Source organism: Ectothiorhodospira variabilis, from assembly GCF_022227625.1.
Classification (GTDB): domain Bacteria; phylum Pseudomonadota; class Gammaproteobacteria; order Ectothiorhodospirales; family Ectothiorhodospiraceae; genus Ectothiorhodospira; species Ectothiorhodospira haloalkaliphila.
Genome location: NZ_JAJNAO010000003.1, coordinates 263,432 through 290,179, shown reverse-complemented (window position 1 = coordinate 290,179; position 26,748 = coordinate 263,432). Strand labels below are relative to the sequence as shown.

Genomic DNA, 26,748 nt, shown 5'->3' with positions numbered 1-26,748 from the left:
TCCGGGTCAGCCTGTTCGCACCCAGGTTCCCATGACCACCCGAATCCTTTCCGCCTCCAGATTGCGCATCACGTTGCGCCCCATTTCCAGGAATCTCTGACCAAAGATCAGTGCGGGGGACAGGGGCGCCCACGCACCGGGGCCGTTGTCCTGGCGCCCCGCCTCGCGCCGGGTGTGCTTGCGCCGCCATTGCAATGCGACCTCGCTCACATCCTCCACATGCACGGGGCGCAGACCCGCCGCGCCCATCAGGTCCTGGAGGGCCTCCAGGGTCAACAGATGACTGTGGGCCGGATCATCCGCCCAGGGCACCGGGAAAATGGGGGGGGTGGAGGACGGACCCTGCACCACCTCGTGGAGCCACAACCGACCACCGGGCACCAGCACACGGCACACCTCGCTCAGGGCGCCGGCCGGATCCGGTACATTCATCAATGTGTGCTGTGACCACACCCCATCGAAGGTGGCCGGGGCAAACGGCAGGTGCTGGGCGTCCGCGCACAGGAAACCCGTGCGATCCTCAAGCCCGGTGGCCTTGCTCAGCCAACGGGCCACCTCCAGATACGGACCGGTGACGTCCACGCCGATCACCTGCGCGCCATGCTCTGCCGCCAGCAAGCGGCTGGTGCCACCGGTGCCGCAGCCCAGATCAAGCACCCGCATCCCCGTCTCAAGCCCGGCCCGCGCCGCCAAGGCACGACTCGCGGCGCGTCCGCCCACATGCAACTGGTCGATGGCGGCGATATCGTCACAGGAGAGCCGGTCGGGATCGAGCCCGCGCGTGGTCAGCGCCCGGCGAAGGCGATCGAGCAGATCCGGCTCGGCGTACCGGCGTGCCAGGGCACGCACATCAGAGGGCATCGACAACTCCTCGCAAGCATCGGGAACTGGTCCCCATCTTCCCGATAGGGACCAGGCCAGTGCCTCAGAAACGGGTTCTGAGATTCAGGCTCACCGCATCCACGCTGTCACGCCCATCGATCAGGTTCGCGGTATCGGCATAGCCATAAGTGGCCCACAGACTGGTGGACGGCGTCACGTCGTAGTGCAACTGCATGTCACCGAAAACCACATCCTCGGTCCGATCCGGATCATCACTCGTCTGACCCAGATTCGGCGCCATGCCGTCATAGCGTACCCAGCCAGCGGCCAGTTTCAGCTGCCAGCTGGCATGGGGGCTGTACGTGCCACGCACGGCCAGCAGATGCCGGTCGATGTCCTGGTCACCCATCCCGCTGAACTCCCGTGACACCTTGCCAAGTCCACGCATGTCCAGGGCCCCGATGTAGGTCGCGGTGGCATCATGTCGTGGGCTGCTGTGAATCAGGCTGGAGAAGGTGTCGAAACCCGGCTCGATGAGCGAACCGCCGATGTTGAAGAAATACTGGGCTTCCAGATTGAAGCTATCGGACAGTTCGAAGCCACCCCGCAGGAAACCGGCGAAGGTATCGTTGGTGTAGACCGCATCACCGCCTCCCAGGTAATGGGCGCCCGTGGTGACCTTGACCTGCCCGAGCTCACCCTGTGCCCAGGGAGAGATGAGCGTGCCGTCCCGCGGGGCATAGAACCGACCGCCTTCATAATCACCGGCGCCATCCTTTTCGTCGTCCCCCACGTAATGCCCCAGCAGTGCCCCCCATGACCAATCATTGGTATTGCCCACGAAACCGGCGAACAGCAGGTAGCCATCATCCTTGCGATCATCCAGGGTGCCCTTCTGACGCTGGTCTCCCCCCGCCAGGAAGGTCACACCCTCGGCCACCGGCCCCAGAATCATGATCCGGTCGCGGCGGTCGTCCGCCACGGTGATGCCGAAGTTCCAGTTGGCGATCTGGCGACCGGCACGCAGGTTCCAGTCACCCAGGGGGATCTGCACGTAACCATAGTCCAGGGTCACCGTGCGATGATCACGGCCCAGGGTGAATGGCTGACTCTGCGGTAGGCCGGCCACATCCCCCGAGCCATCCCCGCGCCATGTGTCGTTGATGAGGTTCACGCCCGCATGAACGCTCACGCCATCCTGCAGGCGGATGTCTGACTGCACACGCAGGCGCTGCTCGAAACCGCTCTCGTAGCTCCCAGCGGCCGGCAGACGGCCGAAGGCGCGTACATCGATGTCTCCGCTGAAATCATACTCAACCGCCCACGCGCTGGGCACGGCCAGCAGGCCGGCCAGCGCCAGATATCCGGGTTTGATGCCCATGAATGTCTCCTCCCGATGGTGATTGTCGTCGTTATGCCCTTCACGAGCCCCCACGCCCATTGCGTCGAGACCTGGATAAGGCTAGATTACGTTTACGCTAACGTCAATTTTTATATTCCTTAAACGTAAACGTTAGTTCTCCGTGTCGGCCCAAGGCGCGGCGGGCATGGACCCATCTCAATCAGAACGGGGAGGCGAGCATGAGCACACAGGCGGAGATTCTTTGGCGACCGGGCCCCCGGGAACTCACCCAAAGCGCCATGGCCCGCTACCGGGACTGGCTGGTGCAGCAGGGCCACGGGCCCTTCCAGGACTATCACGAGCTGCATCGCTGGTCCGTGAGTCACCCTGCGGCGTTCTGGGACAGCATCTGGCGCCATACCGGAGTGCGTGCCAGTCGCGATCCGGAGACGGTGCTCGAATCGACCACCATGCCTGGAGCCCGCTGGTTTGTGGGTGCCCGACTGAATTTCGCCGAAAACCTGCTGCGCCACGCCATCGATGGCAACCCCAATGAAGAGGCCGTGCTGGAAGTAAGTGAATCCCGCGAGGATGTGCGACTGGATGGCGCCACCCTGCTGGCTCGGGTGGCCTCCCTGCAGGCCTGGCTGCGGGAACAGGGTGTGACCCAGGGCGATCGTGTGGCGGCCGTCGTGGGCAACACCCACGAGGCCCTGGTGGGCATGCTGGCCGCCACCGGCCTGGGCGCCATCTGGAGTTCGGCATCACCGGATTTCGGCGTCTCCGCCATCGTCGACCGCTTCGGGCAGATCGAACCCAAGGTCCTGCTCCTGGCCAACGGCTATCGCTATAACGGCAAGGTTTTTGATCGTGCGGAACAGAACCTTGAACTGGCGCGGCAGATACCGGGACTTCAACGGGTGCTGAGCCTGCCCATGCTGCCCGAACTCGGTCACCCGGACGATCCTCGATTCGTGGACTGGGAAACTGCCCTGGACGCCCATCCCCAGGCCACGCCGGTATTCGAGCAACTCCCGCCGGATCACCCCGTCTACATCCTCTATTCCTCCGGCACCACGGGCGTACCCAAGTGCATCGTCCATGGAGCCGGCGGAATGCTGCTCAATCACAGCAAGGAATTGCTGCTGCATGCCGATCTGGGGGCGGGAGACACGTTCTTCTATTTCACCACCACCGGCTGGATGATGTGGAACTGGCTCGCCTCCGGATTGCTCACCGGTGCACGCCTGGTCCTTTTCGACGGGTCACCTGCGCACCCGGACCTGGATTGCCTGTGGTCCCTGATTTCCCGGGAACGGGTCACCCATTTCGGCACCAGCGCCAAATATCTGGGTAACTGTCGCAAGGCCGGTCTGGAACCCGGCAATACCCATGACCTGTCGGCCTTGCGCGCCCTCTTTTCCACCGGCTCTCCCCTGCTGCCGGAGGATTTCGACTGGGTGTACCACAGCGTGAAGGCGGACCTGATGCTCAGTTCCATCTCCGGCGGGACCGATATCTGCGGTTGCTTCGTGGGTGGCACCCCCCTGCTGCCGGTGCGGCGGGGCGAAATCCAGTGTCGCATGCTGGGTGTGGATGCAAGGGCCTACACCCCGGATGGTCGGGACGCGGGACATGACCGGGGCGAACTGGTCTGCGTGACCCCCTTCCCGGCCATGCCCGTGAGATTCTGGAACGATCCGGACGGGGCCCGTTACCGCAAATCCTACTTCGCCACCTACCCCGGCATCTGGGCCCATGGTGACTTCATCCAGTTCACACCGCACGGCGGCGCCGTCATCTACGGGCGCTCCGATGCCACACTCAATCCTGGTGGCGTACGCATCGGCACTGCGGAAATCTACCGGCAGGTGGAAACCATTGCGGAAGTGGCCGACAGCCTGGTGGTGGGGGCTCCCCATGAGGATGGTGATGTGGAGGTGGTGCTGTTCGTGGTCATGGCGCCGGATCAGACCCTCACACCGGAACTGGAGAAGCGCATCCGCTCGCGCATCCGCGCCAACGCCAGCCCGCGCCACGTGCCGGCCAGGATCCATGCCGTCGGCCAGATTCCCTATACGCGCAGCGGCAAGAAGGTGGAGCTTGCCGTCGCCCGCATGCTTCAGGGCGAAACGGATGCGGAGAACCTGGGTGCGTTGGCCAACCCGGAATCCCTGCAGGAGATTGCACGATGCCTGACATTGGCGGGCCGGGACAAAAGCCGCCCGGCACGCCCATGATCAGTCAGGGCGGGTATTCAGCCCGCCCTTCGTCACAACCCGATGCAACGGTCTCGCATCAGGCATGAGCCATATGGCGAACATGGGAGGGTCAGCGGGCCTTATCATGCCCCCATGACCACCACCCTCTCTCTCTTTACCCAACTCCTCCCCCTGTACATCACCATTGCCCTGGGCTGGGTGGCCGGGCGTTACCTGAACGCCAGTGGGGGGCATATCGCCGGGATCATGCTCTACATCATCACCCCGTCGGTGATCTTTGCCGGGGTGATGTATGCCCCGCTATCGCCGAGCGTGATCCTGCTGCCGGTGATGGTGTTCGGATTCTGCACCCTGATTGCGCTGAGCCATTTGTACGTCGCCCGGCGCTGGCTCAGGGACAGCACCGCCTCGCTCATCCCCCTGTCGGTGGGCACGGGCAACAGCGGCTATTTCGGCATCCCCGTGGCCCTGCTGCTGTTCGGCACCGAAGGCTTGAGCATTTACATCCTTTGCATGCTGGGGACCACCCTGTTCGAGACTTCGGTGGGCTTTTACCTGGCGGCGCGGGGGCGTTTCGGTATCCGCGACTGCATGATCAAGGTGGCGCGCCTGCCATCGCTGTACGCCTTCTTGCTGGGCGTGATGCTCAATCTGAACGACATCGGCATCGCCGATGCCCTGCAGCCCCTTTTCGACAACCTGCGCGGGGCCTACAGCATCCTGGGGATGATGATCATCGGCATGAGCATCCTGAGCTTCCGGGGACTGGTGGGCAGTGGTCGCTTCACCCTCCTGGCCTTTGCGGGCAAGTTCATCAGTTGGCCGGTGCTGGCTCTGACATTTGCGTGGATGGATGCACACTGGCTGGGAATCTACGACCTGGCAGTCCACCAGGCCCTCTTCCTGCTCTCCATCACCCCCGTTGCCGCCAACACGGTGGTCATCGCCAGCATCCTTAAAACCCATCCCCAGCAGGCCGCCGGCACCACCCTGCTCAGTACCCTGTTTGCCTTGGCCTTCATCCCGGTGATGGTGACCTGGTGGATGCCGCAGGGCCTTGGATAACCCGCCACCATCCAACTAACTCAACCGCCTCGCCTGGCGGAACAGCCCCTTGAGGGGGGCCTCGAGAAAATACCGTGCCTCGCGGGGCGCGATGCTCTGGTCACGACAAAAGCACGCCAGGGCGTAGGCGATCTCCGGTCGCCCCAGGGACGCGGACCGATCCATCGCCGGGCCAGCGCATTTGCCGCAGCCGCCCACCCGGGCGATGAAGGCGGTGTTGGCCATGAAGATGCCAAACCCCATCCATACGGCCACCAGTTCCGCCACATGGGCTTCATTGCCCTGCTGGGCAGGCGCTGGTTGGGGGCGTGTAAAAACCCACCAAGCGGCCAGATCCCGGGCCAATTGCGCCACCAGGGCCTGTCGATTGGTCCACAGGCGTGGATCGTACTCCAGGACCAACGGTTCTGCTTCACTGGGTTGACTCGGGAAACGCGCACCGGTACCTGCCGGCACCAGTTGCATCGGCACACTGCCAAACCCGGCATGTTGGCGGATGGATTCGAACGTGGCCACGGCGGCCCCGTGGGGGTCTTGCACTTCGGCCGGGAAATGATCACGGATGGGCATCACCAATTTCGCCTGGTCCAGGGGGCGCAGATCATCCTGTTGCGACAGCGCCCAGTCATGCACGTCCCGAATCCAGGCACGGGTGGTGTCATCGACGACGGGCGTTGGGCGGAGCCGGCTCAGCCAGGCGGGGGCGGCAATGTTCAAGATCGAACTCCTTCCAAAAGGGGGATGATGGTGGATTATCGTCTATGATTCGGGAATGTCAGATGATTCCCTCACCATACAGTCGTTGGACTGGCATTCCATCACCCAGGGTGTATGCCAGCGTGTCAACCAGATACTGAAGCAGGCCGACCGATCCGGGCGCCTGAAGACCGATGGTTCGTGGGTGACCGATACAGACCTTGCCATTCAACGCCAGTTGCAGAACTGGCTGGCGGAGCTTCACCCCGGGATCGGGTTTCTCGGCGAGGAGATGACGCCGCAGGCCCAGCAGGACACCCTGAAGGCGGGCCGCCCTTTATGGGTGCTGGATCCCCTGGACGGCACCAGCAACTTCCGTGCGGGCCTGCCCGCCTATGCCACCGCCCTGGCGCTGATGGATCAAGGTCGGGTGGTATTCGGACTGGTCCATGATCCTTGTCGCCGTGAGACCTTCACGGCCGTTCGCGGCGAGGGGGCATGGCTCAATGGGGGGCCTCTCACCATCCATCCGGCTGACGTCCCCGAGCTGTCCCGGGCGGTGGCTGCGGTGGATTTCAAGCGCCTGCCCCGCCCACTGGCCATTAAACTGGCCACCGAACCTCCCTACGCCTCACAGCGATCCATCGGCTCCGTCGCCCTGGAGTGGTGCTGGGTGGCAGCCGGTCGGTTTGCCGTGTACGTGCATGGCAAGCAAAACCTCTGGGATTACGCCGCCGGACAACTCATCCTCACCGAGGCCGGTGGCCACCACATCACGCTTCAGGGCCAGGCACCCGCCGCGCTGGATCTGGAACCGCGTTCGGCCGTATGCGCCATGTCCCGGGAGCTGCTGGATGCGTGGGGGCAGGCTCTGCAGGTATAAGCCCTCCGATTGCCTTGGAGGTTTACTACCCGCCCACATCCGCCCCCGGCTCGTATCCCGCCAGCACGGCAAGATGCGCCACTGCACTGCGACCCAGAGCGGGCAGGTCGTACCCGCCTTCCAGCGTGGATACCACGCGACCTTCGGCATATTGGTCGGCCAGGTCCACCACCATCTGGGTCAGCCACACATAGTCGACCTCCCGCAGCCGGAAGTTGGCGAGGGGGTCGTCTGCATGACCATCGAAGCCAGCGGAGATCAGCAGCAGTTGGGGCCTGAAGGCTTCAAGAGCCGGCAGCCAATGCGCTTCCACAGCGGCCCGAAGGGCCTGGCCGTCGGTGCCCGCGTGGAGTGGCAGGTTCAGGATGTGGTCGCTGCGCGTATCAGCGCCGCTGCCTGGATAGTGGGGATGCTGAAAGCTGGAGCAGAACAGCACCCGGGGCTCGTCCCGAAAGATATCCTCCGTGCCATTGCCGTGATGCACATCGAAATCCACAATGGCAACGCGCGACAGGCCGTGAGCTGCCAGGGCATGGGCAGCCCCCACGGCGACGTTGTTGAACAGGCAAAACCCCATCCCGAAGGCCCGCCCGGCGTGATGCCCTGGGGGACGCACGGCACAGAAGGCCCGCCGTCCGGGCGCTTTCATGACCCGATCCACCGCCATCACCATGCTGCCTGCGGCCAGCCGCGCCGCTTCCAGGCTGTGCTCGCATAGGTAGGTATCTCCGGTGTCCAGAATACTCCAGCCACCCGGGGCCGGGATCGCAGCCGCCACCTGATCCAGGTACGCGGCATCGTGAACCCGCAGGAGGGCCTCACGTTCAACTGGCTGCGCCTGGATAGGCTTGACCCTGGATTCGAGTGGCGAGTTGGCCAGGGCCTGCTCGATGGCCTGCAGGCGTTCAGGGCACTCGGGATGCGCCGATGGTGCCCGATGCAGCAGGCAGGTCTCGTGGGATATGTAGTCAAGCGTCATGGCCTTGCCTCCGGGCGACGGTTCTCGGTCATGGTGATCAGGCTCTGGGTATCTTCAACTTCCCGCGGGTGGATTGCGAGATCACGGAATCAGCCCACGGAACCAGCCTGCCCCCCAGAATAAACCCTGTAACGTCGCCATGCGATTGGCAGTCACCCCGGCCCAAAGGGTCTATATTCGGAGTCACAAGCTTTTTTTGGCCAGTCCAAATCACTGAGGTGCAGGCCATGGGCGTTGCCGATACCGCCGGACCGCGCAACATCTTCGTGGTTGGGCTGGATGACTTTCATCTACGGCAGCTGTGCGCACTGCCAAGGGCCAATGGCTACGCCTTCCATCCGTTGTTCACTCGCGCGGAATTGAAGTGTGGTGAGCGATTCCCGGTTCGGGAGTTACTGAATGACGCCCCCCGAAAGTTGCACGCATTTCATGGCCAGGTGGATGCGGTGGTGGGCTACTGGGACTTTCCGGTCAGCACGACACTACCCCTGCTGCGTAGAGACTTCCATCTGCCCGGACCCACCCTGGAGGCTGTGCTCAAGTGTGAACACAAGTACTGGAGCCGTCTGGAACAGAAACGGGTGATTCCCGGATACCTCCCCAGCTTTTGCGCCGTTGATCCATTCGCGCCCGACCCCCTTCGTGGCGTAACGCTGAGTTTCCCGTTCTGGATGAAACCGGTCAAGTCAGTACTGTCCCATCTGGGATTTCTGGTCGAGGATGTTCACGATTTCAATCGGGCGATCGCCGCAACCCGCAGGGGTATCCGGCGCTTTGGTGACCCCTTCAACGAGATCATGACCCATGCCCACATCCCTGCGGAGGTGGCCACGATAGACGGCAACCACTGCATTGCTGAAACACTTATTTCATCCGGTCGGCAATGCACGCTGGAAGGCTACGCCTGGCGCGGCGATGTGCGTATCTATGGCCTGATCGACTCCCTGCGCGAGGGGGTGGCAGGTTCGTCGTTCTGCCGCTACGCCTACCCCTCAACACTCCCCGAGCCTGTGCAGGTGCGCATGACGGACATGGCGCGGCGCGTGATCCAGCAGGTGGGTTATGACGACGCACCATTCAACATCGAGTTCTTCTGGGAGGAGGATACGAATCGCATTTGGTTGCTGGAGATCAACTGCCGCATTTCGAAGTCCCATGCTCCGCTGTTCCATATGGTGGATGGCTGTTATCACCACCAGGTGATGATCGATCTCGGTCTGGGGCAGGAACCATCCATGCCATATCGACAGGGGGCATTCGCCTGTGCTGCCAAGTTCATGCTGCGCCATCACCAGGACGCCAGAGTGGCGCGCGTGCCGACCCCAAGTGAGATCGCGACCATCGAGGCAGAGATCCCCGGTGTACTCATCGAGATCGACATAGGGCAAGGCACGCAGCTCTCGGAACTGCGTTTCCAGGACAGCTACACCTATGAGGTGGCCGTGGTGTTCGTGGGCGCGGCCAATCATGAGGAACTGCAGCGCAAGTATGAATGCGTGCTGGCCCGCCTGCCGCTGGTGCTCGTACCCATCGAAACCGCACCCCGCGGCGACCCTGGGAGGATGTCATGAACGTTGTCACCGAATACCCTCATCCGGTACGCATCGAGGAACACTTGTGGATCACCCTCTCCGATGGCACCCGGCTGGCTGCGCGTCTTTGGCTGCCAGAGAACGCACTGGAGTACCCTGTGCCAGCAGTGCTGGAATACATCCCCTACCGCAAGCGCGATTCCACCCGAGCCCGTGACGACCGCATGCATCACTATGTGGCTGGACACGGCTACGCCTGCCTGCGTGTCGATCTGCGCGGCAGCGGCGATTCCGAGGGGGTGCTCAAGGACGAATACCTTCAGCAGGAGCTGGACGATGGCGTTGAAATCATCCAGTGGATCAGCGAACAGCCCTGGTGCAGCGGCGCGGTGGGCATGATCGGTATCTCGTGGGGAGGATTCAATGGCTTGCAGATCGCAGCGATGCGCCCGTCAGCCCTCAAGGCAATCATCAGCGCCTGCTCGACGGATGACCGGTACGCTGACGACGTGCACCATATGGGCGGTTGCCTGCTGGGTGACAACCTCTCCTGGGCCTCCACCATGTTTGCCTACAACTCCCTGCCCCCGGATCCGGAGTTGGTGGGGAGCTCATGGCGTGATATGTGGTTCCAGCGACTGGAGGGCAGCGGCCTCTGGCTGGAACAATGGCTGCGACACCAGCGGCGTGATGCCTACTGGCGGCATGGCTCCATCTGCGAGGACTGGACCGCGATCCGATGTCCGGTGATGGCCGTCAGCGGCTGGGCTGACGGTTATTCAAACGCGGTGTTTCGTCTGCTACGCCATCTAAGGGTGCCGCGGCTTGGCCTGGTGGGTCCCTGGAGCCATAAGTACCCCCATCAAGGCGTGCCGGGACCGGCCATCGGGTTTCTGCAGGAATGCCTGCGCTGGTGGGACTACTGGCTCAAGGGGCAGGAAAACGGCATCATGGAAGAACCCATGCTGCGTGCCTGGATGCAGGAGAGCGTACCGCCCACCACTTATTACGACGAACGTCCCGGGCGCTGGGTCGGTGAGTCCCGGTGGCCTTCGCCCAGGATTCACCTGAAGGCGTGGACGCTGGCCTGGCCGGGCACCCTGGAGATGGAGCAGTCAAAGGTGCCAAGGCGCCCCATGACGGTGCAATCACCGCTGAGCGTTGGCCTGTTCGCGGGCAAATGGTGCTCCTACGCGGCCACCCCCGATCTGCCACATGACCAGCGCGAAGAGGATGGTGGGGCCATGGTCTTCACCAGCGCTGCCCTGGATGAGCCGTTGGAGATTCTGGGAGCGGCATGGTTGGAACTGGAACTGAGCGTGGACCGCCCAGTGGCCATGGTGGCGGCCCGACTCTCCGACGTGGCGCCCGATGATAAGGCTACGCGCATCACCTATGGGCTGCTCAACCTGACCCATCGCGACGGTTCGGCGACCCCAGAACCCCTGGAGCCAGGCAAGAACTATCACGTACATCTGAAATTCAATGATGTAGCCCAGCACTTTCCTGCAGGCCATCGCCTTCGTGTGTCACTCTCCACCTCTTACTGGCCCCTGGCCTGGCCAGCTCCGGAGCCGGTCCGGCTATGCGTCCATGCGGGTGCCAGCCGCATCGTCCTGCCGGCGCGAACCCCTTGCCATGACGAGGATGCCCGCATCAAGTTTGGAGAACCCCAGATGAGCCCGCTCTCCACGGAGATTCGGCCCATCACCGCCCAGGCCCACGACTGGCGCGTCGTCCGGGACCTTGCGATCGACCGCTCCACGTTGGAGGTTGTCAACGATCAGGGTACGGTGCTGCTGAGCACACTGGGCTTGGAGATGCAGCGCAAGGCGCTGGAGTGGTATAGCTACCGGGGCGACGATTTCAATTCCACACGCGGTGAAACACTCTGGGAAAGAGGCCTTCGTCGGGATGACTGGCAGATTCGCACCGTCACGCGAACAGTACTGACCTCCACCATCCATGAATTTCACATACACGCCGAACTCGATGCCTTCGAGGGGGAAATGCGCGTGTATTCCCGCAACTGGGATATATCGATCCCCCGCGACCTGGTTTAACGCTGGAACAAATGACACGCCCCCACGTGCGAGCATACGTGGGGGCGTGTCGGCTATGGCGGCAAAGCCGCGTGGAACACACCAAGAGGGCTCTTGGTTGAGGGCTCTAACCCTTCATGTTCGCAAAATTGATGCTTGGCCCGGTTCAGAACCAGGGCCGCCACAGGAAGACGAGGAAGTGAGCAGCAGCAGCCAGCACCACGAACGTGGTGAACACGACCTTGAACTGTTCGTGAAACTCTTTCGCCTGTTCTTCAGTGAGACCCGAGATACTGTTTTCCATGCCTGTTCACCTCTAAAAATTGAATTCAGTCAATCAGAATTAAGATTGAGCGCCCGAATGCTTATTCAGACACTTCATAGGTCAGCGGGTTGTACGCTTCGTGAGTGAACACGAAGGAATGCACAATCAACGCCGTAGCAAGGAAAGTGATCAAGAGGGGGATCAACCAAGTACCCGGGTTGACTACCAGCCACAGTTTCCAGTCATCTCTGGGGTTGCTTGGTCTGCTCGGTCTGTATTCACTCATTACTGTCTTCCCCTATAAAGTAAGGCTTTCAGTGAAATTGGGCCATGACTCAAGCCCTTATTAGTCGCGTAGTGCGATCTAAACCTTTACCCCTCTTGAGGGTGCGATGCCGCCGATTACCCGAACGAGGATTGAGTCCAGGCAAACAATTAACATCACTGTTTTCATGGTTTCTAAGTCTAGACAAAAGGAAAGACAGGTCAAGCAGTTTTTCGCAAATTATCCAACATTCGGGAAAATAAAATATTTAATCCTTGCAAACCATGCACTTAAAAATAAAACCAGCCCCCGTCATTTGCTGATTTCGTGCTTCAACGGGAGGGGTAAGGACCAATACCTATACTTCCTGAGCATCTGATAGATCAAAGTAAATAACCACCGGAGCCACCTCCCGGTTTTTCACTATGACATCGAAAAACATGATGGGATAAAACTACTGATCAGCAATCCCCCACAACGCAGCAAGGATCTGCTCGAACACCCAGGCTGGGGCTGCGAAAAGGAAACGGGGGGGGGGGAGAAGAACGACTATCCGTGTCTGGCGACAACAGCCAGTGCACGCGCGATCCATGACCGCGCGTGCAATGAGGTTTCAGCGATAGCCTTGGCCAGATCTCACGCGGCCAGGACCCGAATGGTTACACCCACACACAATAGGCCAGAATAACCCCGGCCAAGGCGAACAACCCGTAGGAAAACCCTCTGACAGCCTGCATGACGGAACCTCCCGTGACGTGAATTGGCAAGTGGAGACCCGATTCCACGGTTGGAAGGCGGGCCCACAAAGATGTGACCCCATCATAATACTTGAGTTCTACGGTAGGTCTTTATCGGCGACACGGGAACCCGGCCTGGCTTACCGCCAGGCACGAAGTTGGTCGACAATCGCCTCAACGGCCGGCGGCACCTCATCCGTCAGGGGCATGCGCACCAGCAGGCCTCGATGGGAGGCCTGCAGGATTTGCGGCTCAGGAGCCCCTTCAAAGTGCAACGAATTTACCGGCACGGCGCCGTCACCCACCGACTCACCGGTGGATGACCACCAGGCCTCGACCCGTTCATCCAGGTCCTCGATTCCCAGATCCTCCGACAAGGCATCGATGCTGGCGCGCATCGCGGGTGTAGGCTCGGTGATCCGACCGCCAATCAAGTGCACAGGGATCTCCTCCGGCCAGGTGCGCGCATTCAGATCACGCAAAAAGTCACTGCCCGGGCGTAGGTCAATCTTGGCGGCGCCGGTACCGTCGCGCAGGCCTGCCCACAGGGAGAAGCGACCCTCCTGAATGTCGGCGAACCACTCACGCACCTCCAGCCAGGCACGCAGCCGGGCCCACTCCGAGCCCTGGTTGGGTGTTCCCACCATGATGGCACCCCCGACCCCGGGCCCGGCCACCGAAGCAGACTCGTCCTCCGGGTGGCGCCAGCGCGTGACGAAATCGCGGATGATCAGGCCGCCCATGCTATGACCGATCAGGACCACCGGACCCGACACCTCCAGTTCCTCCCAGTGCGCGGCCAGCAGGTCGGCGCTGTGATCAATGGCCTGATCGTTGGGATAACGAAACTCCCAGGTCACCCAATGCTGGGACAGCTCGGGCACCAGGTCGTCCCAGATTCCCCCGGGTTCGTCCAGGCCATGGATCAGTACCACCTCTGGGCCCGACTTGCCCTCCGGGCCGCCTCTGGGCACGAACCCCACCTGCTCGGGTGGCAGCGACATGGCCTCGGGAAACCAGGTCTCCAGCCGTTCCTGAGTCTCGACCCGCAGATCCCGCTCCAACTCCGGATGGCGTTCCGACCAGAAGATCCACCCGGCCACCGCCGCCACGGCGAGCAGCCCCGGACCAAGCAGCAGAATCAGCACAAATCGGCGCATGAATACCTCCGGCCATGAGAAACGTATGAGCCTGGTCATTCTACAACGCAGATTTCATGTCTCACGTCGGTGGGTCACTCCCAAGGATGAAAGGTAGGCCGAGGATGGATCCAGCCGACGCTGACCTTACGACAGGCAGCCGGGACACATTGAAACTCGAGCCAATGGAATCAATCTAAAGTTGCACACATCACCAGTGCTTTCGGCGGGCGTTCCCGCCAAGGACCCAAAACGATGATCACGATCCGTCCGGCGGAAGAAAGAGGACACACCCACATCGACTGGCTGGACAGTCGGCACAGCTTCTCATTCGGGGACTATTACGATCCGGAACAGATGGGGGTCTCGGCCCTGAGGGTGATCAACGACGATCACGTGGCGCCCGGCGCCGGCTTCCCGCCCCATCCCCATCGGGACATGGAAATCATCACCTACATGCTAGAGGGGGCCATTGAGCATCGGGACAACACCGGCGGGCACTGCGTGCTCCGTGCCGGTGAGGTGCAGGTGATGAGTGCCGGCAGAGGCATCGTCCACAGCGAGGTCAACGCCTCCAGCGAGGAGCCCCTGCACCTGCTGCAGATCTGGATACTGCCCCACACAAAACGGGTGGCGCCGGGTTATGCACAGCGAGCCTTTCCAACCTCCCCGGGGCTGTGCCTGCTGGTCTCGCCCGACGGTGATCAGGACTCACTCACCATCCACCAGGACGCTCGGCTCTTTCGCGCCACGCTGGAGAGTGCCCCCATCACCTATGAGCCCGACCGCCATCGCAATCAGTACATCCATGTGGCTCGGGGCAGCTTGACGGTGAACGGTGAAATACTGAACGAGGGCGACGCCGCTGTCATCCAGGATGAACTGGCCATTGTGCTGGAAAGCGAAGATGCCGAGGCGCTGCTGTTCGATCTGCCCTGAAAGGTCTTTGGGCCTGTGTTCCCTCGCACTATAATGGCGTGATGCGCCGACTCTTCCTGTTCTTCCTCATCGCCCTTTTCCTGCTGGCCCTGCTGCTGACCTCAGCGGCCTGGGTGCTGGCACAAACTCCCATGACCACCTTGCAGGAGGCTGCCAACCGGCACCTGCCGGTGCCGGCCGCCCTGGCCAGGATGGATGTGGAGGGGTCTTTGGGTCGCGGACAGGTCAGGCAATTGAACCTGCCGCCAGTCGCCGGTGTGGACCTGGGACCGACCGATATTCAATGGGAACTGCGCCCCATGCAGGCGATCACAGGGCGAATGGTGGCAGATGTCGAGGCCACCACGGCGGACGGTCGGTTCCAGGGAGTCGCCAGCCGCGGCGTTTCGGGTTGGCGCGTTGCCGACGGTCGTGGCCACATGCCCGCTGCCACCCTGGGGCGGATGCTGCAGGGTGCAGGCCTGAATGATGCCGGGCTGGGCGGCACCCTGTCACTGGATCTGCATCGGCTCGACATGACCGACGAGGGGGAGATTCGATCCGCCAGTGGCCGGTTCCACTGGCGCAATGCCGTCATCCAGGCAGACCAATCGGTCCCGTTGGGAGATCTGAGCGGCGACTTCACCGCCAAGGGGAATGAGTTCAGCGGGACATTCACCGACCAGGGGGGCCCACTGGCCCTGCAAGGGAAAGTCGCCGGCCACCTGACCCAGGGCCGCGTGCGTCTTGATGCCACGGCCTCTCCCCGAGACCCTGACGATCCGGCGCTGGCACAGGCCCTTTCGGAAGTGGGGGAACGGCGCGGCAACGACTACGAGATCCGCCTGCAAAGACCGTGAGCCTCGAGAGGTTCTGCAGCGTGCTATGGTTGGAGCGTGCCGGCGAGCAACTGAAGGAGAGACTTCATGGAACAATCCGCCACCACTTCCCTGCTCATCGCCATCGTCACCGACGATGTGTCGGACAAGGCGCTGGACATCGCCGATCGTTCCGGTATCTCGGGGGCCACGATGGTACCCGCCAGTGGCATCGGGTCGCCCCCCATCAAGACCTTTTTCGGCCTGACCTTTCAAAGCGCGATGACCCTCATGTTCTGGATCGCCGATACGGAGGTCGCCAATCGCACCGCCCTGCAACTGCGCGACGAGCTCAATCTGGACTCCCCCCGTCAGGGCCTGGCGTTGACGCTCCCCGTGGATCGGCTCTACGGGCTGAACATCAATCAGACGCAAACCCCGCCTACGCCTCCATGACGGCGCCCTTGTCAGTTGTCGACGCGTGGTTTTTGGTCCCCCCCACAAACTCTTTTGATTCAAGAAGATGAAAAAAGGTTGACAGTGGCGCGCGGGTCTGTAGAATACGCACCCATCAGCGACGCGGGAATAGCTCAGTTGGTAGAGCACAACCTTGCCAAGGTTGGGGTCGCGAGTTCGAGTCTCGTTTCCCGCTCCAAAGTTTTCCAGAACCTCGGCGCTGCCGGGGTTTTTTGTTTGACCATCGGGGATGCTGTACTTCCCCGATCGTTCAAAGGCTGGGTGGCAGAGTGGTTATGCAGCGGCCTGCAAAGCCGTGTACGCCGGTTCGATTCCGACCCCAGCCTCCATATTCACAAAAAGCCCGACGATCCCTGGGGGTCGTCGGGCTTTTTGTTTGGGCGCCAGCCGGCCGTGAAAAATGTGACCAAAGGCTCTGCCTTTTGCCAGACAGCGGGCATACAATTCATTTGCCCTGAAACCCATTTCCTGAATCGTCGGTGGATGAGCCGATCAAGGAGATCATCATGATATATCGCAAATTACTTCCGGCTGTCGCCACGGCCATGGTCACCGCCCTGCCCTTTGCCATCCTGGTGGGCTGCTCCGACCCCGGTCCGGCGGAAGAGGCCGGCGAGTCCGTGGACGAAACGATGGAAGAAGCGCAGGATCAGTTCGACGATGCGGTGGATGCTGTGCAGGATGCCGCTGATGAGGCCGCCGAGGCTGTTAGCGACATGGTGGACGAGCCCGGCCCGGCCGAAGAGGCTGGGCGCGAGGTGGATGACGCCGTCGAGGAAGTGGAAGAGGCTGGCGAAGAATTGATGGAAGACTGATACCGTTCGTCGGCCATATCGTGGGGGGTACTCCGGTATCCCCCATTTGGATCGTGCTGCGCGTCACGCATTTTTTTTGATCGTTTACAATCCCACGGCTGTTCTACTTTCCTTTCGCGGGAGTGTGCTGTGGTCGAAATTACCAGGGCCTTGAATCTGAACGCAGAGCAGGAAGCCCTGATCGACATGCACAGTTTTTTGAATGTGCTCAACGTATTGGCCTGCGAAATGGATCTCATGGCCTACGGCCTGGGGGACTCCCCGCCCCTTCAGGAAGCCCTCGCGCTGGTCCATGCGTTCGCCGACGCCCTGCAGACCCCGGAGCAAGCGGCTTCGTGGTTGGCCGACCCACAGTCTCTGCAAACCCGCATCCACGCCCTCCTCAGCCAGGCCCTGGAAGGTGTCGCCCTGGATGAGGAATTGCATGCGTCCACTGACAATATAGAATCCATCCTGGCGGTCCTTGGCACTCGCGTGCGCGAACTCGAGGCCCGCTCAGGGGCTCCACTGGGCTGGGCCTGGCTGGAAGTCGCCCCATTACGGTCAGACTTCTGGCAACTGCTGCTCGCCATCGAAAAGAACAGCAAGGGACGCTATCGCATCACTCAGAACATCGCCGAACAACAGCCGGACGATTACCTCATCAAGGTGGACATTGATAGCCTGGAGGGCGACCACCTTTATGTGCCCGCCATCTTTCAGGATGTGATGCGTGACCTGTTGGCCAACGCCCGCAAATACACGTCACCCGGCGGACGTATCCTGGCCGGGCTGAAGGAAACAGAGCGCGAAATCCGTTTCGTGGTGGACGACACGGGCATGGGCATTCCTCCCCACCAGATCGAGGGTATCGTGGAGTTCGGCGTGCGTGGTGAAAACGTCCGTGACAGACCCACGCGGGGCGGCGGCTTCGGCCTCACCAAAGCCTATTGGGTGGTGCGCCATTGCAATGGGCGCATGTGGATCGACTCCGACCTGGGAGTCGGCACCTGCATCGAGATCATCCTGCCCCGACCCAGGCCTCAGACTGCCCCACCCCAGCCAACCCCTGCTGCTTGAACATGAACCCCGAAGGGAGGATCAGCGGTTCACGTCAATGACGGTGCGACCGCGTACCTGGCCCGCCAGGATCTTCTCTGCCAGGGGAATCACGTCACCCAGACCCACGTCGCTGGTCATGGCCTCCAGCTTGTCAGTGTCCAATTCCGTGGCCAGACACTCCCAGGCCTCCAGGCGAAGCTCCATGGGCGCATAGACGCTATCCACGCCCAGCAGATTCACGCCACGCAGGATGAACGGGGCCACGGTAGTGGGCAGATCCATTCCCTGGGCCAGACCGCAGGCGGCCACGCTGCCCCCGTACTGGGTGGTGGAAAGTACATTGGCCAGGGTCTGGCTTCCCACTGTATCCACCGCCGCCGCCCAGCGGGTCTTCCCCAGCGGCTTCCCGCGGCCTGAGAGTTCATCCCGGTGGATCACGTCAGACGCCCCCAGGGCCTTGAGGTGATCCGTCTCTTCGGTGCGACCGGTGGATGCCACCACGTTGAAGCCGCGGCCTGCCAGTAGTGCCACTGCCACGCTGCCCACACCGCCATTGGCACCGGTCACCAGCACATCCCCCTTGTCCGGCGTGACGCCCTGGCGCACCAGCGCCAGCACGCAGAGCATGGCGGTGTAACCGGCGGTCCCCACGGCCATGGCCCAGCGCAGGGACAACGCAGAGGGCAGCGGCACCAGCCATTCGCCCTTCACCCGGGCCTTCTGACTCATGCCACCGGGATGCCCCTCGCCAACCCCCCAGCCATTGAGGATCACCTCGTCACCGGGTTTGAAGTCCGGATGATCACTGGATTCCACGGTCCCGGAAAAATCGACCCCCGGCACCATGGGGTATTTCCTCACCACGGGCGCCTTGCCGGTGATGGCCAGGCCATCCTTGTAGTTCAGGGTGGAATAGGCCACCCGCACGGTCACATCTCCGTCGGGCAAGTCGGCATCCGTCAGAGACTCGATACCGGCAGTGACCTCCTCATCGTTCTTGTGCAACACAATGGCTTGATGCATGGCGATCATTCTCCGAAGCTGCGGGTGTGCGAAGCGGGGCATTGAACCCTGCGTGTCAGCTTGCCAGACTGTCCCGATGTGAAACACCCCTGAGGCCTTCCCCATGACCCAGCCCCCGCGCCTGGAACGCGTACCCGGCCCCAAGGCAGAGCCCTATCTGGGATCGCTGGCAAGACTGCGTATACGGGTATTCAGGGATTTTCCCTACCTTTATGACGGCGATGCCGCCTACGAGACCGAATACCTTGCAACCTACTTCAGTTGTGCCGAGAGCGTGGTGATCCTCGCCCGGGACGGTGATCAGATCGTCGGGGCCTCCACCGCCCTGCCGCTGGAATATGAGACCGACAACGTGATTGCGCCCTTCCGACAGCGTGGCATGGCACCGGAGCGGGTATTCTACCTGGGCGAATCTGTGCTGCTGCCGGAATATCGCGGCCAGGGCGTGGGGGTGCGATTCTTCCAGGAGCGCGAGGCCCATGCCCATAGCCTGGGCCGTTTCGACCGGGCGGCGTTCTGCGCCGTACAGCGCCCGGCAGACCATCCGCAGCGGCCCGCGCACTACGTTCCACTGGATAGCTTCTGGGAGAAACGCGGCTACCGCAAGGATCCGGAGCTGGTGGCCCATTTTTCCTGGAAGGACCTGGACGAAGCCGAAGAGACCACCAAGCCCATGACCTTCTGGGTGAAGGAACTGAGACGCTGATACCGCGTCCTCACCGCAGAGCACTTGATGAAGACGCCATGAGGAAGGACACACAGTGACCGACCACCAAACACAAACGGACCTGGCGCAGCGCATCGACGCCGTTCTGGATCAACTCAACACGGTCATCTACGGCAAGGCCACCCCCGTGCGCCTGTCCCTGGCCTGCCTGCTGGCCCGTGGGCACCTGCTGGTGGAAGACTTGCCCGGCGTGGGCAAGACCACCCTGGCCCATGGCCTGGCCCGCACCCTGGGGCTGCAGTTCCAGCGGATCCAGTTCACCAGCGATCTGCTGCCGGCAGATATCCTGGGGGTGTCCATGTTCAGCAGCGAGCGCCAGCGGTTCGAGTTTCACCCTGGCCCGGTGTTCTCCCAACTGATCCTCGCCGACGAAATCAACCGGGCCACGCCCAAGTCACAAAGCGCCCTGCTGGAGGCCATGGAGGAACAGCAGGTCACCGTGGAAGGGGTGACGCGGCGCTTGCCGGAACCCTTTTTCGTCATCGCCACACAGAACCCCCAGGAGCAGATCGGCACGTTCCCCCTGCCCGAGTCCCAGATGGATCGGTTCCTCATGCGGATTCATGTGGGCTATCCCGATGCCCGGGCGGAGCGGGCCCTGCTGAGGGGGCGGGACCGGCGCGAACTGCTGGAAGAGTTGCCGGCGCAACTGGAAGACGGCCAACTGGTGCAACTTCAGGAACAGGTGACGCAGGTTCACGTCTCCGACGCCCTGCTGGATTACGTCCAGGCCCTGATCGCCCATTCCCGTCAACCAGGCCTTTACCAAATGGGTCTATCCCCGAGGGCGGGCCTGGCACTGATGAGGGCCTGTCAGGCCTGGGCGCTGGTGAATCACCGGGACCATGTTGTGCCTGAGGACGTGCAGGCCATCCTGCCCTCGGTGGCCGGACACCGGCTGCGCCTGGTGGAATCCCCCACCATGGCCCCGGCGCAGGTGATACAGGGACTGATCGAGGCGGTTCCGGTACCCTGACATGAAGACTGCCACTGCCTGGCTTGGTCGCACTCATCAGGGCCTCAGAGAGAAGGCAATCCGCTGGATCACCCGGGGCCAGCGCCCCGAGGGCAGGCAACTCACTCTGGATAGGCGCTGCATCTACATCCTGCCCACCCGTCAGGGTTACACGTTTGCCCTGGTGCTGGTGGTGATGCTCCTGGGGGCCATCAACTACAGCAACAGCATGGCCTTCATGCTCACCTTCCTGCTGGCCGCCCTGGGGGCCAATTCCATGTGGCACACCCACCGCAATCTGCTCGGCCTGCGCATCACCCGTCAGCCGGCCACACCGGTCTTTGCCGGGCAGACCGCGCAGTTCACCTACACGGTGGACAACCCCAGCCGGGTATCGCGGCGCGGGCTGCTGCTGGAGGCCCCGGAACAATCGCCCACCGAGTTCTCGGTCGGGGCCCGGGAGAACACCCCGGTCACATTGAACCTGCGGGCACGGCGGCGGGGTGTACTGCGACCGGGTCGACTGCGGCTGCATACCCGCTACCCCCTGGGGCTGTTTCGGGCCTGGTCATGGCTCAATTTTGACGAATCCTTACTGATCTACCCGCAGCCGATCCCGGTGGAACAGACACCCAGCGGCGACGGTGAGGACACCGAACCCCAAGCCACACGCAACCGGGCAGGCGAGGAGTTCACCGGGGTGCGGGCGTATGCACCCGGGGATTCTCCCCGGCGACTGGACTGGAAGGCCCTGGCCCGCACCGGCGACATGTACACCAAGGAGTTCCACGAGCTTCAGGGTGGCCAGACCTGGCTGGACTGGGAACACCTGCCCGCCGCCGACGTGGAGACACGCCTCTCCATGCTTTGTCATCTGGTACTGGAGGCTCACGGCAAGAAACTGCGTTTTGGTCTGCGCATGCCCGGGGTGGAGATCGAGCCGGCCACGGGCGAGCGTCATCGGCAACGCTGCCTGGAGCAATTGGCCTGCTTCGCACTGCCTGCGGGGGAAAGTCCATGAGACTGTTCGCACCCGCTCCCGCCATGGGCCCCCTGCCCCGGGAGGAACGCCTGCCGCAACGCTCCAATGCGCTGCCCTGGCTGATTTTCGCCCTGTGTTTCGCCATGCTGCCGCACCTGTTCAACCAGCCACCCTGGGTGGTGGCCATGGCGGCGCTGGCCATGGGCTGGCGAGCCCTGGCCCATTGGGGGCGCATGCCCATGCCGGGTCGCTGGCTGCTGGTGCTGCTCACCCTGGTGGCCACCGGCCTGGTGGTCACCCAGTATGGCACCCTGTTCGGCCGCGATGCGGGAGTGGCCCTGCTGATCCTCATGACGGGCCTGAAGCTGCTGGAGACGCGCGGCTTCCGGGACGCCATGCTGGGGGTGTTCCTGGGCTATTTCGTGGTGATCACCAACTTCTTCTACTCCCAGGAGATCCCGCTGGCCCTGTACATGGTGGCGGCGGTCTTCGCCACCACGGCGGCCCTGGTGCGGCTCAATGCCGGTGACGGGGCCCAGCCCTGGCGGGAATCCCTCTCCCTGGCCGGTTTGATGCTGGCCCAGGCCCTGCCCCTGATGATCATCCTGTTCCTGCTGTTTCCACGCCTGCCCGGGCCGCTGTGGGGCATGCCCCAGGATGAGTCTGCTGGCATCACCGGGCTGTCCGACAGCATGTCTCCCGGCTCAATCAGCGAACTGCTGCAATCCGATGCTCCGGCCTTTCGGGTGTCCTTTGCCGGAGACATCCCGGATCAGAATCTGCGCTATTGGCGCGGCCCGGTATTCTGGGAGTATGACGGCCGCACCTGGCGCTTCGGTCGTGACCGGGGCGAGGCGACGCCCCAGCCCGTGACCATCGATGAAGACGACATCTTCACCTACACGGTCAATCTGGAGCCCCATGACGGACGCTGGCTGCTGGCCCTGGATATTCCCCTGACCACGCCCCAGGACGCCCGCATGACCGCTGACCACGACCTGGTGTCGCGGCGCCCGGTGCGCAGTCTGATCCAGTACAGCGTGTCTTCCATGCCCAACATGCCCCTGGAACCCGTATTGAGTGACCACCGTCGCAGTGCGGCCCTGGCGCTGCCCGATGGCACGGCACCCCGGGCGCGGGCCCTGGCCCGGAGCTGGCGGGAGGCCCACGAGGACGACGGTGCCGTGGTGGGGGCGGCCCTGAGTCACTTCAACCAGGAGCCTTTCTTCTACACCCTGTCGCCGCCGAGCCTCCCCAGGGACCCGGTGGATCAATTCCTGTTCGAGTCACGGGCGGGCTTTTGTGAGCACTATGCCAGCGCGTTTGTGGTGCTGATGCGCGCTGCCGGCATTCCGGCGCGGGTGGTCACGGGCTATCAAGGCGGTGAATACAACCGCATGGGGGATTATCTGCTGATCCGCCAATCGGATGCCCATGCCTGGGCGGAGGTATGGCTGGAGGATCGGGGCTGGGTGCGTGTGGACCCCACGGCCGCCGTGGCGCCGGACCGCATTGAGCAGGGGGTGCGCGCTGCCCTGTCCGACGACGCAGGCCTGCCGGACTACATGCTGCGCAGCCTGGACTGGGGGGCCATCCGCCTGCAGTTCGAGTTGTGGCGGGACAGTCTCGATTACTACTGGAGTGGCTGGGTGCTGGCGTTCGGGCCGGAGCGACAGGCGGAACTGCTGGAACGCCTCGGCCTGGGCCGCCTGGACTGGCGCGGCATGATCACCCTGATGGTGGTGTTGATCGGCCTGGTGGTGCTGGTGTTCGCGGCCATCTTCCTGTGGCGCAACCGCTTGCCGGTGGCCGATCCGTTATCGCTGGTCTATCGCCGATTCTGTCGTCGCCTGGGCCGCTGGGGGCTGACCCGCTCTGCCCATGAGCCACCGATGGCCTTTGCACAGCGGGTGGGCCGCGAGCGTCCCGATCTGGCAGAACCGGTGATGGCATTCACACAGGAATATGTGGCACTGAGGTATGGCAGCCGGCCGGATCCTGAGCGGTTCCGTCGTCTGCGACGGCTGTTGAGGGAAGTGCGTCCACGGCGAACATTGCAATAGCGCCATGGCATTTGGGGAGAGAGGGCGCTTTCACGCTGGGTAGGGAAAACCCCTCTCCCCGGGGGGAGAGGGGCTGGGGTGAGGGGCGCAACAGCAGACAACCACCCCCTACGCCGGAATCCGCTCTCCCTCCGGTGCGGCGGGTTCACCCACCCCGACAGCCGGCCCCCCCTTGCGGCGGTAATCATCGATAGCCGCCTTGATGGCATCCTCAGCCAGCACAGAGCAATGGATCTTCACCGGTGGCAGGGCCAGTTCCTCCGCGATCTGCGTGTTCTTGATGGATCCCGCCTCCTCCAGGGTCTTGCCCTTCACCCACTCGGTGAGCAGGCTGGAACTGGCAATCGCCGAGCCACAGCCGTAGGTCTTGAACTTGGCGTCCTCGATCACGCCGACATCATTCACCTTGATCTGCAATTTCATCACGTCGCCGCAGGCGGGGGCACCCACCATGCCGGTGCCCACGGAGGTATCGCTCTTGTCCATTGCCCCCACGTTGCGGGGATTCTCGTAGTGGTCAAGCACTTTGTCACTGTAGGCCATGTCATTTCACCTCTTCGTTCGTGCGTGTATCAGGCCTCAATGGGCCACCCACTCCACGGATTTCAGGTCGATCCCCTCCTGGTGCATCTCCCACAAGGGAGACAGGTCGCGCAGTTTTTGCACCGCCGACTTGACCAGCGAGATCGTGTGGTCCACTTCCTCCACGGTGGTGTAACGCCCCACGGAGAAGCGGATGGAACTGTGCGCCAACTCATCATCCCGTCCCAGGGCGCGCAACACATAAGACGGCTCCAGACTGGCGCTGGTACAGGCCGAACCCGAAGACACGGCGATATCCTTGAGGGCCATGATCAGGCTCTCCCCCTCCACAAAATTGAAGGAGACGTTCAGGTTGCCCGCCACGCGGCTTTCCAGATCGCCGTTGAGATACACCTCATCCATCTCCGACAGACCTGCCCAGAGGCGATCGCGCAGCATGCGCAAACGCTCGTTCTCAGCGCCCATCTCCTCGCGAGCGATACGGAAAGCCTCCCCCATGCCCACGATCTGATGGGTGGCCAGGGTGCCGGAGCGCAGACCCCGTTCGTGACCGCCACCATGCATCTGGGCCTCGAGACGCACTCGCGGCTTGCGGGAGACATACAAGGCGCCCACGCCCTTGGGACCATAGGTCTTGTGGGCCGAGAAGCTCATCAGGTCCACAGGCAATCTGGAAAGGTCCAGCTCCACCTTGCCGGTGGACTGAGCGGCGTCCACATGGAAGACGATGCCCCGCGACCGGGTGAGATTGCCAATCGCCTCCAGATCCTGGATGACGCCGATCTCGTTGTTCACATGCATGATGGAAACCAGCACCGTGTCATCACGAAGGGCAGCCTCCAGCTTGTCCAGATCCAGCAGGCCGCTGGGCTCAGGCTCCAGGTAGGTTACCTCGAAGCCCTCACGTTCCAGTTGGCGACAGGAATCCAGCACGGCCTTGTGTTCGGTCTTCAGGGTGACGATATGGCGACCCTTTTTCTGGTAGAAGTGCGCAGCCCCCTTGATGGCCAGGTTGTCGGCCTCGGTAGCGCCGCTGGTCCAGATGATTTCCCGGGGGTCGGCCCCCACCAGGGCGGCTACATGTTCCCGGGCCTGCTCCACGGCCTGCTCAGACTCCCAGCCAAAGCTGTGGGAGCGAGAGGCCGGATTGCCGAAGGTCCCCTCGCGAGTGAGAAAACGACTCATGGTCTCCGCCACTCGCTCGTCCATGGGTGTGGTGGCGGCGTAATCCAGATAGATGGGCAGTTGCAAGGCCATGATTCCTCCTCAAGCAGCGGTGCGGCGGAAGATGAAGTGGTGGTGGGCGCGCTGGTGCTGGGCATCCTGACGTTGCGCCACCTGCTGCACTTCCGGACGATTGGAGAACTGATCCAGCGTGATGCCGTCGAGGAAGCTGTACAGCTGCTCACTCAGGTCATCCCACAGTTGGTGGGTGAGGCAACGCTCACCATCCTGGCAGGTTCCCTTGCCGGCGCAGCGCGTCATGGTCACGTTTTCGTCAACGGCGGTGATGATGCGCGCCACGGTGATTTCGTCCGATGGCCGCGACAGTCGGTAACCACCGCCCGGGCCACGAACCCCCTCCACCAAGCCGTTCTTGCGCAGCTTGGCGAAGAGTTGCTCCAGGTAGGACAGGGAGATCCCCTGGGATTGGGAAATATCCGCCAGTGTCACCGGGCCAATCTTGTCGTGGATGGCCAGGTCCAGCATGGCGGTCACTGCATAGCGGCTTTTCGTCGAGAGTTTCATGACTGGCCCCTTCCTCGGTTGTCAGGCTTCATAATTCCTGAGCTGCATAGTCAGGATTTAGAATGGTTTTACAATAACCAAGTCAGACAGTCAAGAATTAAGGCGAAAAAAATCAGCCGGGCATCAGAACCGATGCCCCTGGCGCAGACAGTAACCCAGCCATTTGTAGAGGAAGCGATTGAAACGCCAGCGGCACTGCAGGGCCTGCCAGTCCGGATGATCGCCCAGGCTCACCTCCTCACCGGTACGCCGGCTGTGGCGACCCAGCACCTCCACCTGCCGCGCATCGTGATACACCCTCACCCGCAGGTTGGGACTGCGGCGAGTGGACCGGTCACCCTCCACGTCAAAGTGATAGGTCAGCAGCAGCGTGGTGGTATAAGGGCAGCACTCCAGCACCTCCAGGTGCAGATCCATGACGCCGGGCACGCTGGACACCCTGGGGGAATCCAGCGACTGGGGCTCGGGGCATAACTGCCGCAGGCGAATGTAATTCACCTCATACAGATCCATCAGCGCCGCAAAGCTGCGGGGCATGGGATCCAGATAGGCGGGTTTGGAGGCTTCGAGCAACATGGCGGGATGTTAGCACAGGGACAGGGCGCCCAGTATTTGCTAACTTTATCCCCACATTTCATGCAGGAAGGC

The 26,748-nt window shown here is 62.5% G+C and carries 26 protein-coding genes and 2 tRNA genes; 16 read left to right on the top strand and 12 right to left on the bottom strand.

All coding sequences use genetic code 11. The annotated features are described in order from the left end of the window. Nucleotides 1-6 precede the first annotated feature (6 nt). Together LPW30_RS06195 and LPW30_RS06190 are read right to left on the bottom strand one after the other, a co-directional pair. Nucleotides 7-861, bottom strand: coding sequence for a class I SAM-dependent methyltransferase (locus LPW30_RS06195; RefSeq protein ID WP_238624486.1), 855 nt, complete (start codon nt 859-861; stop codon nt 7-9). 64 nt (nt 862-925) lie between these two features. Continuing rightward, nucleotides 926-2,203: a hypothetical protein gene (locus LPW30_RS06190; protein ID WP_239680339.1), complete on the bottom strand. Its 1,278-nt coding sequence runs from the start codon at nt 2,201-2,203 to the stop codon at nt 926-928. A gap of 200 nt (nt 2,204-2,403) precedes the next feature. Between LPW30_RS06190 and LPW30_RS06185 the strand changes: the two genes are divergently transcribed. Both LPW30_RS06185 and LPW30_RS06180 read left to right on the top strand, forming a co-directional pair. Continuing rightward, complete coding sequence (locus LPW30_RS06185; RefSeq protein ID WP_025282893.1) at nt 2,404-4,404, top strand: acetoacetate--CoA ligase; 2,001 nt, start codon at nt 2,404-2,406, stop codon at nt 4,402-4,404. A gap of 114 nt (nt 4,405-4,518) precedes the next feature. Continuing rightward, on the top strand, nt 4,519-5,451 hold the full coding sequence (locus LPW30_RS06180; RefSeq protein WP_239680338.1) for an AEC family transporter: 933 nt from the start codon (nt 4,519-4,521) through the stop codon (nt 5,449-5,451). Nucleotides 5,452-5,466: 15 nt separating this feature from the next. Here LPW30_RS06180 and LPW30_RS06175 read toward each other — a convergent pair whose 3' ends face one another. Further along, complete coding sequence (locus LPW30_RS06175; protein WP_239680337.1) at nt 5,467-6,168, bottom strand: hypothetical protein; 702 nt, start codon at nt 6,166-6,168, stop codon at nt 5,467-5,469. A 55-nt stretch (nt 6,169-6,223) separates the two neighbouring features. On the opposite strand from LPW30_RS06175, the gene LPW30_RS06170 reads away from it, so the two are divergent. Beyond that, nucleotides 6,224-7,030 carry an inositol monophosphatase family protein gene (locus LPW30_RS06170; RefSeq protein WP_035369075.1) on the top strand — a complete coding sequence of 269 codons (807 nt, stop codon included), beginning with the start codon at nt 6,224-6,226 and terminating at the stop codon, nt 7,028-7,030. A gap of 25 nt (nt 7,031-7,055) precedes the next feature. Here LPW30_RS06170 and LPW30_RS06165 read toward each other — a convergent pair whose 3' ends face one another. Then, nucleotides 7,056-8,009 carry a histone deacetylase family protein gene (locus LPW30_RS06165; protein WP_239680336.1) on the bottom strand — a complete coding sequence of 318 codons (954 nt, stop codon included), beginning with the start codon at nt 8,007-8,009 and terminating at the stop codon, nt 7,056-7,058. A gap of 227 nt (nt 8,010-8,236) precedes the next feature. Between LPW30_RS06165 and LPW30_RS06160 the strand changes: the two genes are divergently transcribed. Both LPW30_RS06160 and LPW30_RS06155 read left to right on the top strand, forming a co-directional pair. Next, nucleotides 8,237-9,580, top strand: coding sequence for an ATP-grasp domain-containing protein (locus LPW30_RS06160; RefSeq protein ID WP_239680335.1), 1,344 nt, complete (start codon nt 8,237-8,239; stop codon nt 9,578-9,580). Next, nucleotides 9,577-11,604 carry a CocE/NonD family hydrolase gene (locus LPW30_RS06155; protein ID WP_239680334.1) on the top strand — a complete coding sequence of 676 codons (2,028 nt, stop codon included), beginning with the start codon at nt 9,577-9,579 and terminating at the stop codon, nt 11,602-11,604. Before LPW30_RS06160 ends, LPW30_RS06155 begins: the two co-directional genes overlap by 4 nt. 145 nt (nt 11,605-11,749) lie before the next feature. Here LPW30_RS06155 and pufB read toward each other — a convergent pair whose 3' ends face one another. The 3 genes from pufB to LPW30_RS06140 form a co-directional block, all read right to left on the bottom strand. Further along, nucleotides 11,750-11,887: a light-harvesting antenna LH1, beta subunit gene (pufB, locus tag LPW30_RS06150; RefSeq protein WP_025282887.1), complete on the bottom strand. Its 138-nt coding sequence runs from the start codon at nt 11,885-11,887 to the stop codon at nt 11,750-11,752. A gap of 61 nt (nt 11,888-11,948) precedes the next feature. Beyond that, complete coding sequence (pufA, locus tag LPW30_RS06145; protein WP_084306670.1) at nt 11,949-12,134, bottom strand: light-harvesting antenna LH1, alpha subunit; 186 nt, start codon at nt 12,132-12,134, stop codon at nt 11,949-11,951. An 856-nt stretch (nt 12,135-12,990) separates the two neighbouring features. Beyond that, nucleotides 12,991-14,010: an esterase/lipase family protein gene (locus tag LPW30_RS06140; protein WP_239680333.1), complete on the bottom strand. Its 1,020-nt coding sequence runs from the start codon at nt 14,008-14,010 to the stop codon at nt 12,991-12,993. A gap of 234 nt (nt 14,011-14,244) precedes the next feature. On the opposite strand from LPW30_RS06140, the gene LPW30_RS06135 reads away from it, so the two are divergent. The 7 genes from LPW30_RS06135 (at nt 14,245) to LPW30_RS16115 (ending at nt 18,076) form a co-directional block, all read left to right on the top strand. Next, nucleotides 14,245-14,928 carry a pirin family protein gene (locus tag LPW30_RS06135; protein ID WP_239680332.1) on the top strand — a complete coding sequence of 228 codons (684 nt, stop codon included), beginning with the start codon at nt 14,245-14,247 and terminating at the stop codon, nt 14,926-14,928. A 41-nt stretch (nt 14,929-14,969) separates the two neighbouring features. Further along, a complete protein-coding gene (locus LPW30_RS06130) occupies nt 14,970-15,767 on the top strand; it encodes a type II secretion system protein N (protein WP_239680331.1) in 798 nt (265 codons plus the stop codon). A gap of 66 nt (nt 15,768-15,833) precedes the next feature. Then, nucleotides 15,834-16,181, top strand: a complete 348-nt coding sequence (locus tag LPW30_RS06125) for a hypothetical protein (RefSeq protein ID WP_239680330.1) — start codon at nt 15,834-15,836, stop codon at nt 16,179-16,181. Between the two features lie 123 nt (nt 16,182-16,304). After that, nucleotides 16,305-16,380 (top strand) — tRNA-Gly (locus LPW30_RS06120). 77 nt (nt 16,381-16,457) lie between these two features. Next, a tRNA-Cys gene (locus tag LPW30_RS06115) sits at nt 16,458-16,531 on the top strand. 177 nt (nt 16,532-16,708) lie between these two features. After that, nucleotides 16,709-17,017, top strand: a complete 309-nt coding sequence (locus LPW30_RS06110; RefSeq protein ID WP_239680329.1) for a hypothetical protein — start codon at nt 16,709-16,711, stop codon at nt 17,015-17,017. Nucleotides 17,018-17,146: 129 nt separating this feature from the next. Continuing rightward, complete coding sequence (locus LPW30_RS16115) at nt 17,147-18,076, top strand: ATP-binding protein (RefSeq protein WP_239680328.1); 930 nt, start codon at nt 17,147-17,149, stop codon at nt 18,074-18,076. Between the two features lie 21 nt (nt 18,077-18,097). Here the strand turns inward: LPW30_RS16115 and acuI are convergent, their stop codons facing one another. Beyond that, complete coding sequence (acuI, locus tag LPW30_RS06100) at nt 18,098-19,081, bottom strand: acrylyl-CoA reductase (NADPH) (protein ID WP_239680327.1); 984 nt, start codon at nt 19,079-19,081, stop codon at nt 18,098-18,100. A 103-nt stretch (nt 19,082-19,184) separates the two neighbouring features. On the opposite strand from acuI, the gene LPW30_RS06095 reads away from it, so the two are divergent. The 4 genes from LPW30_RS06095 to LPW30_RS06080 are packed head-to-tail and all read left to right on the top strand — an operon-like array spanning nt 19,185 to nt 23,808. Next, complete coding sequence (locus tag LPW30_RS06095; RefSeq protein ID WP_025282003.1) at nt 19,185-19,787, top strand: GNAT family N-acetyltransferase; 603 nt, start codon at nt 19,185-19,187, stop codon at nt 19,785-19,787. A gap of 55 nt (nt 19,788-19,842) precedes the next feature. Beyond that, nucleotides 19,843-20,784, top strand: a complete 942-nt coding sequence (locus LPW30_RS06090) for an AAA family ATPase (protein ID WP_051582556.1) — start codon at nt 19,843-19,845, stop codon at nt 20,782-20,784. Nucleotide 20,785: 1 nt separating this feature from the next. Next, complete coding sequence (locus LPW30_RS06085; RefSeq protein ID WP_239680326.1) at nt 20,786-21,784, top strand: DUF58 domain-containing protein; 999 nt, start codon at nt 20,786-20,788, stop codon at nt 21,782-21,784. Next, nucleotides 21,781-23,808, top strand: a complete 2,028-nt coding sequence (locus LPW30_RS06080; protein ID WP_239680325.1) for a transglutaminase TgpA family protein — start codon at nt 21,781-21,783, stop codon at nt 23,806-23,808. Before LPW30_RS06085 ends, LPW30_RS06080 begins: the two co-directional genes overlap by 4 nt. A gap of 108 nt (nt 23,809-23,916) precedes the next feature. Here LPW30_RS06080 and iscU read toward each other — a convergent pair whose 3' ends face one another. The 4 genes from iscU to LPW30_RS06060 form a co-directional block, all read right to left on the bottom strand. After that, a complete protein-coding gene (gene iscU, locus LPW30_RS06075; protein ID WP_239680324.1) occupies nt 23,917-24,351 on the bottom strand; it encodes a Fe-S cluster assembly scaffold IscU in 435 nt (144 codons plus the stop codon). Nucleotides 24,352-24,387: 36 nt separating this feature from the next. After that, the gene (locus LPW30_RS06070) at nt 24,388-25,611 is read right to left on the bottom strand and encodes an IscS subfamily cysteine desulfurase (RefSeq protein ID WP_128571919.1); all 1,224 of its coding nucleotides are present in this window, start codon (nt 25,609-25,611) and stop codon (nt 24,388-24,390) included. A 6-nt stretch (nt 25,612-25,617) separates the two neighbouring features. Continuing rightward, complete coding sequence (locus LPW30_RS06065) at nt 25,618-26,100, bottom strand: Fe-S cluster assembly transcription factor (RefSeq protein WP_025282008.1); 483 nt, start codon at nt 26,098-26,100, stop codon at nt 25,618-25,620. Nucleotides 26,101-26,223: 123 nt separating this feature from the next. Further along, nucleotides 26,224-26,676, bottom strand: a complete 453-nt coding sequence (locus tag LPW30_RS06060) for a DUF1249 domain-containing protein (protein WP_238624471.1) — start codon at nt 26,674-26,676, stop codon at nt 26,224-26,226. Nucleotides 26,677-26,748: the final 72 nt, after the last annotated feature.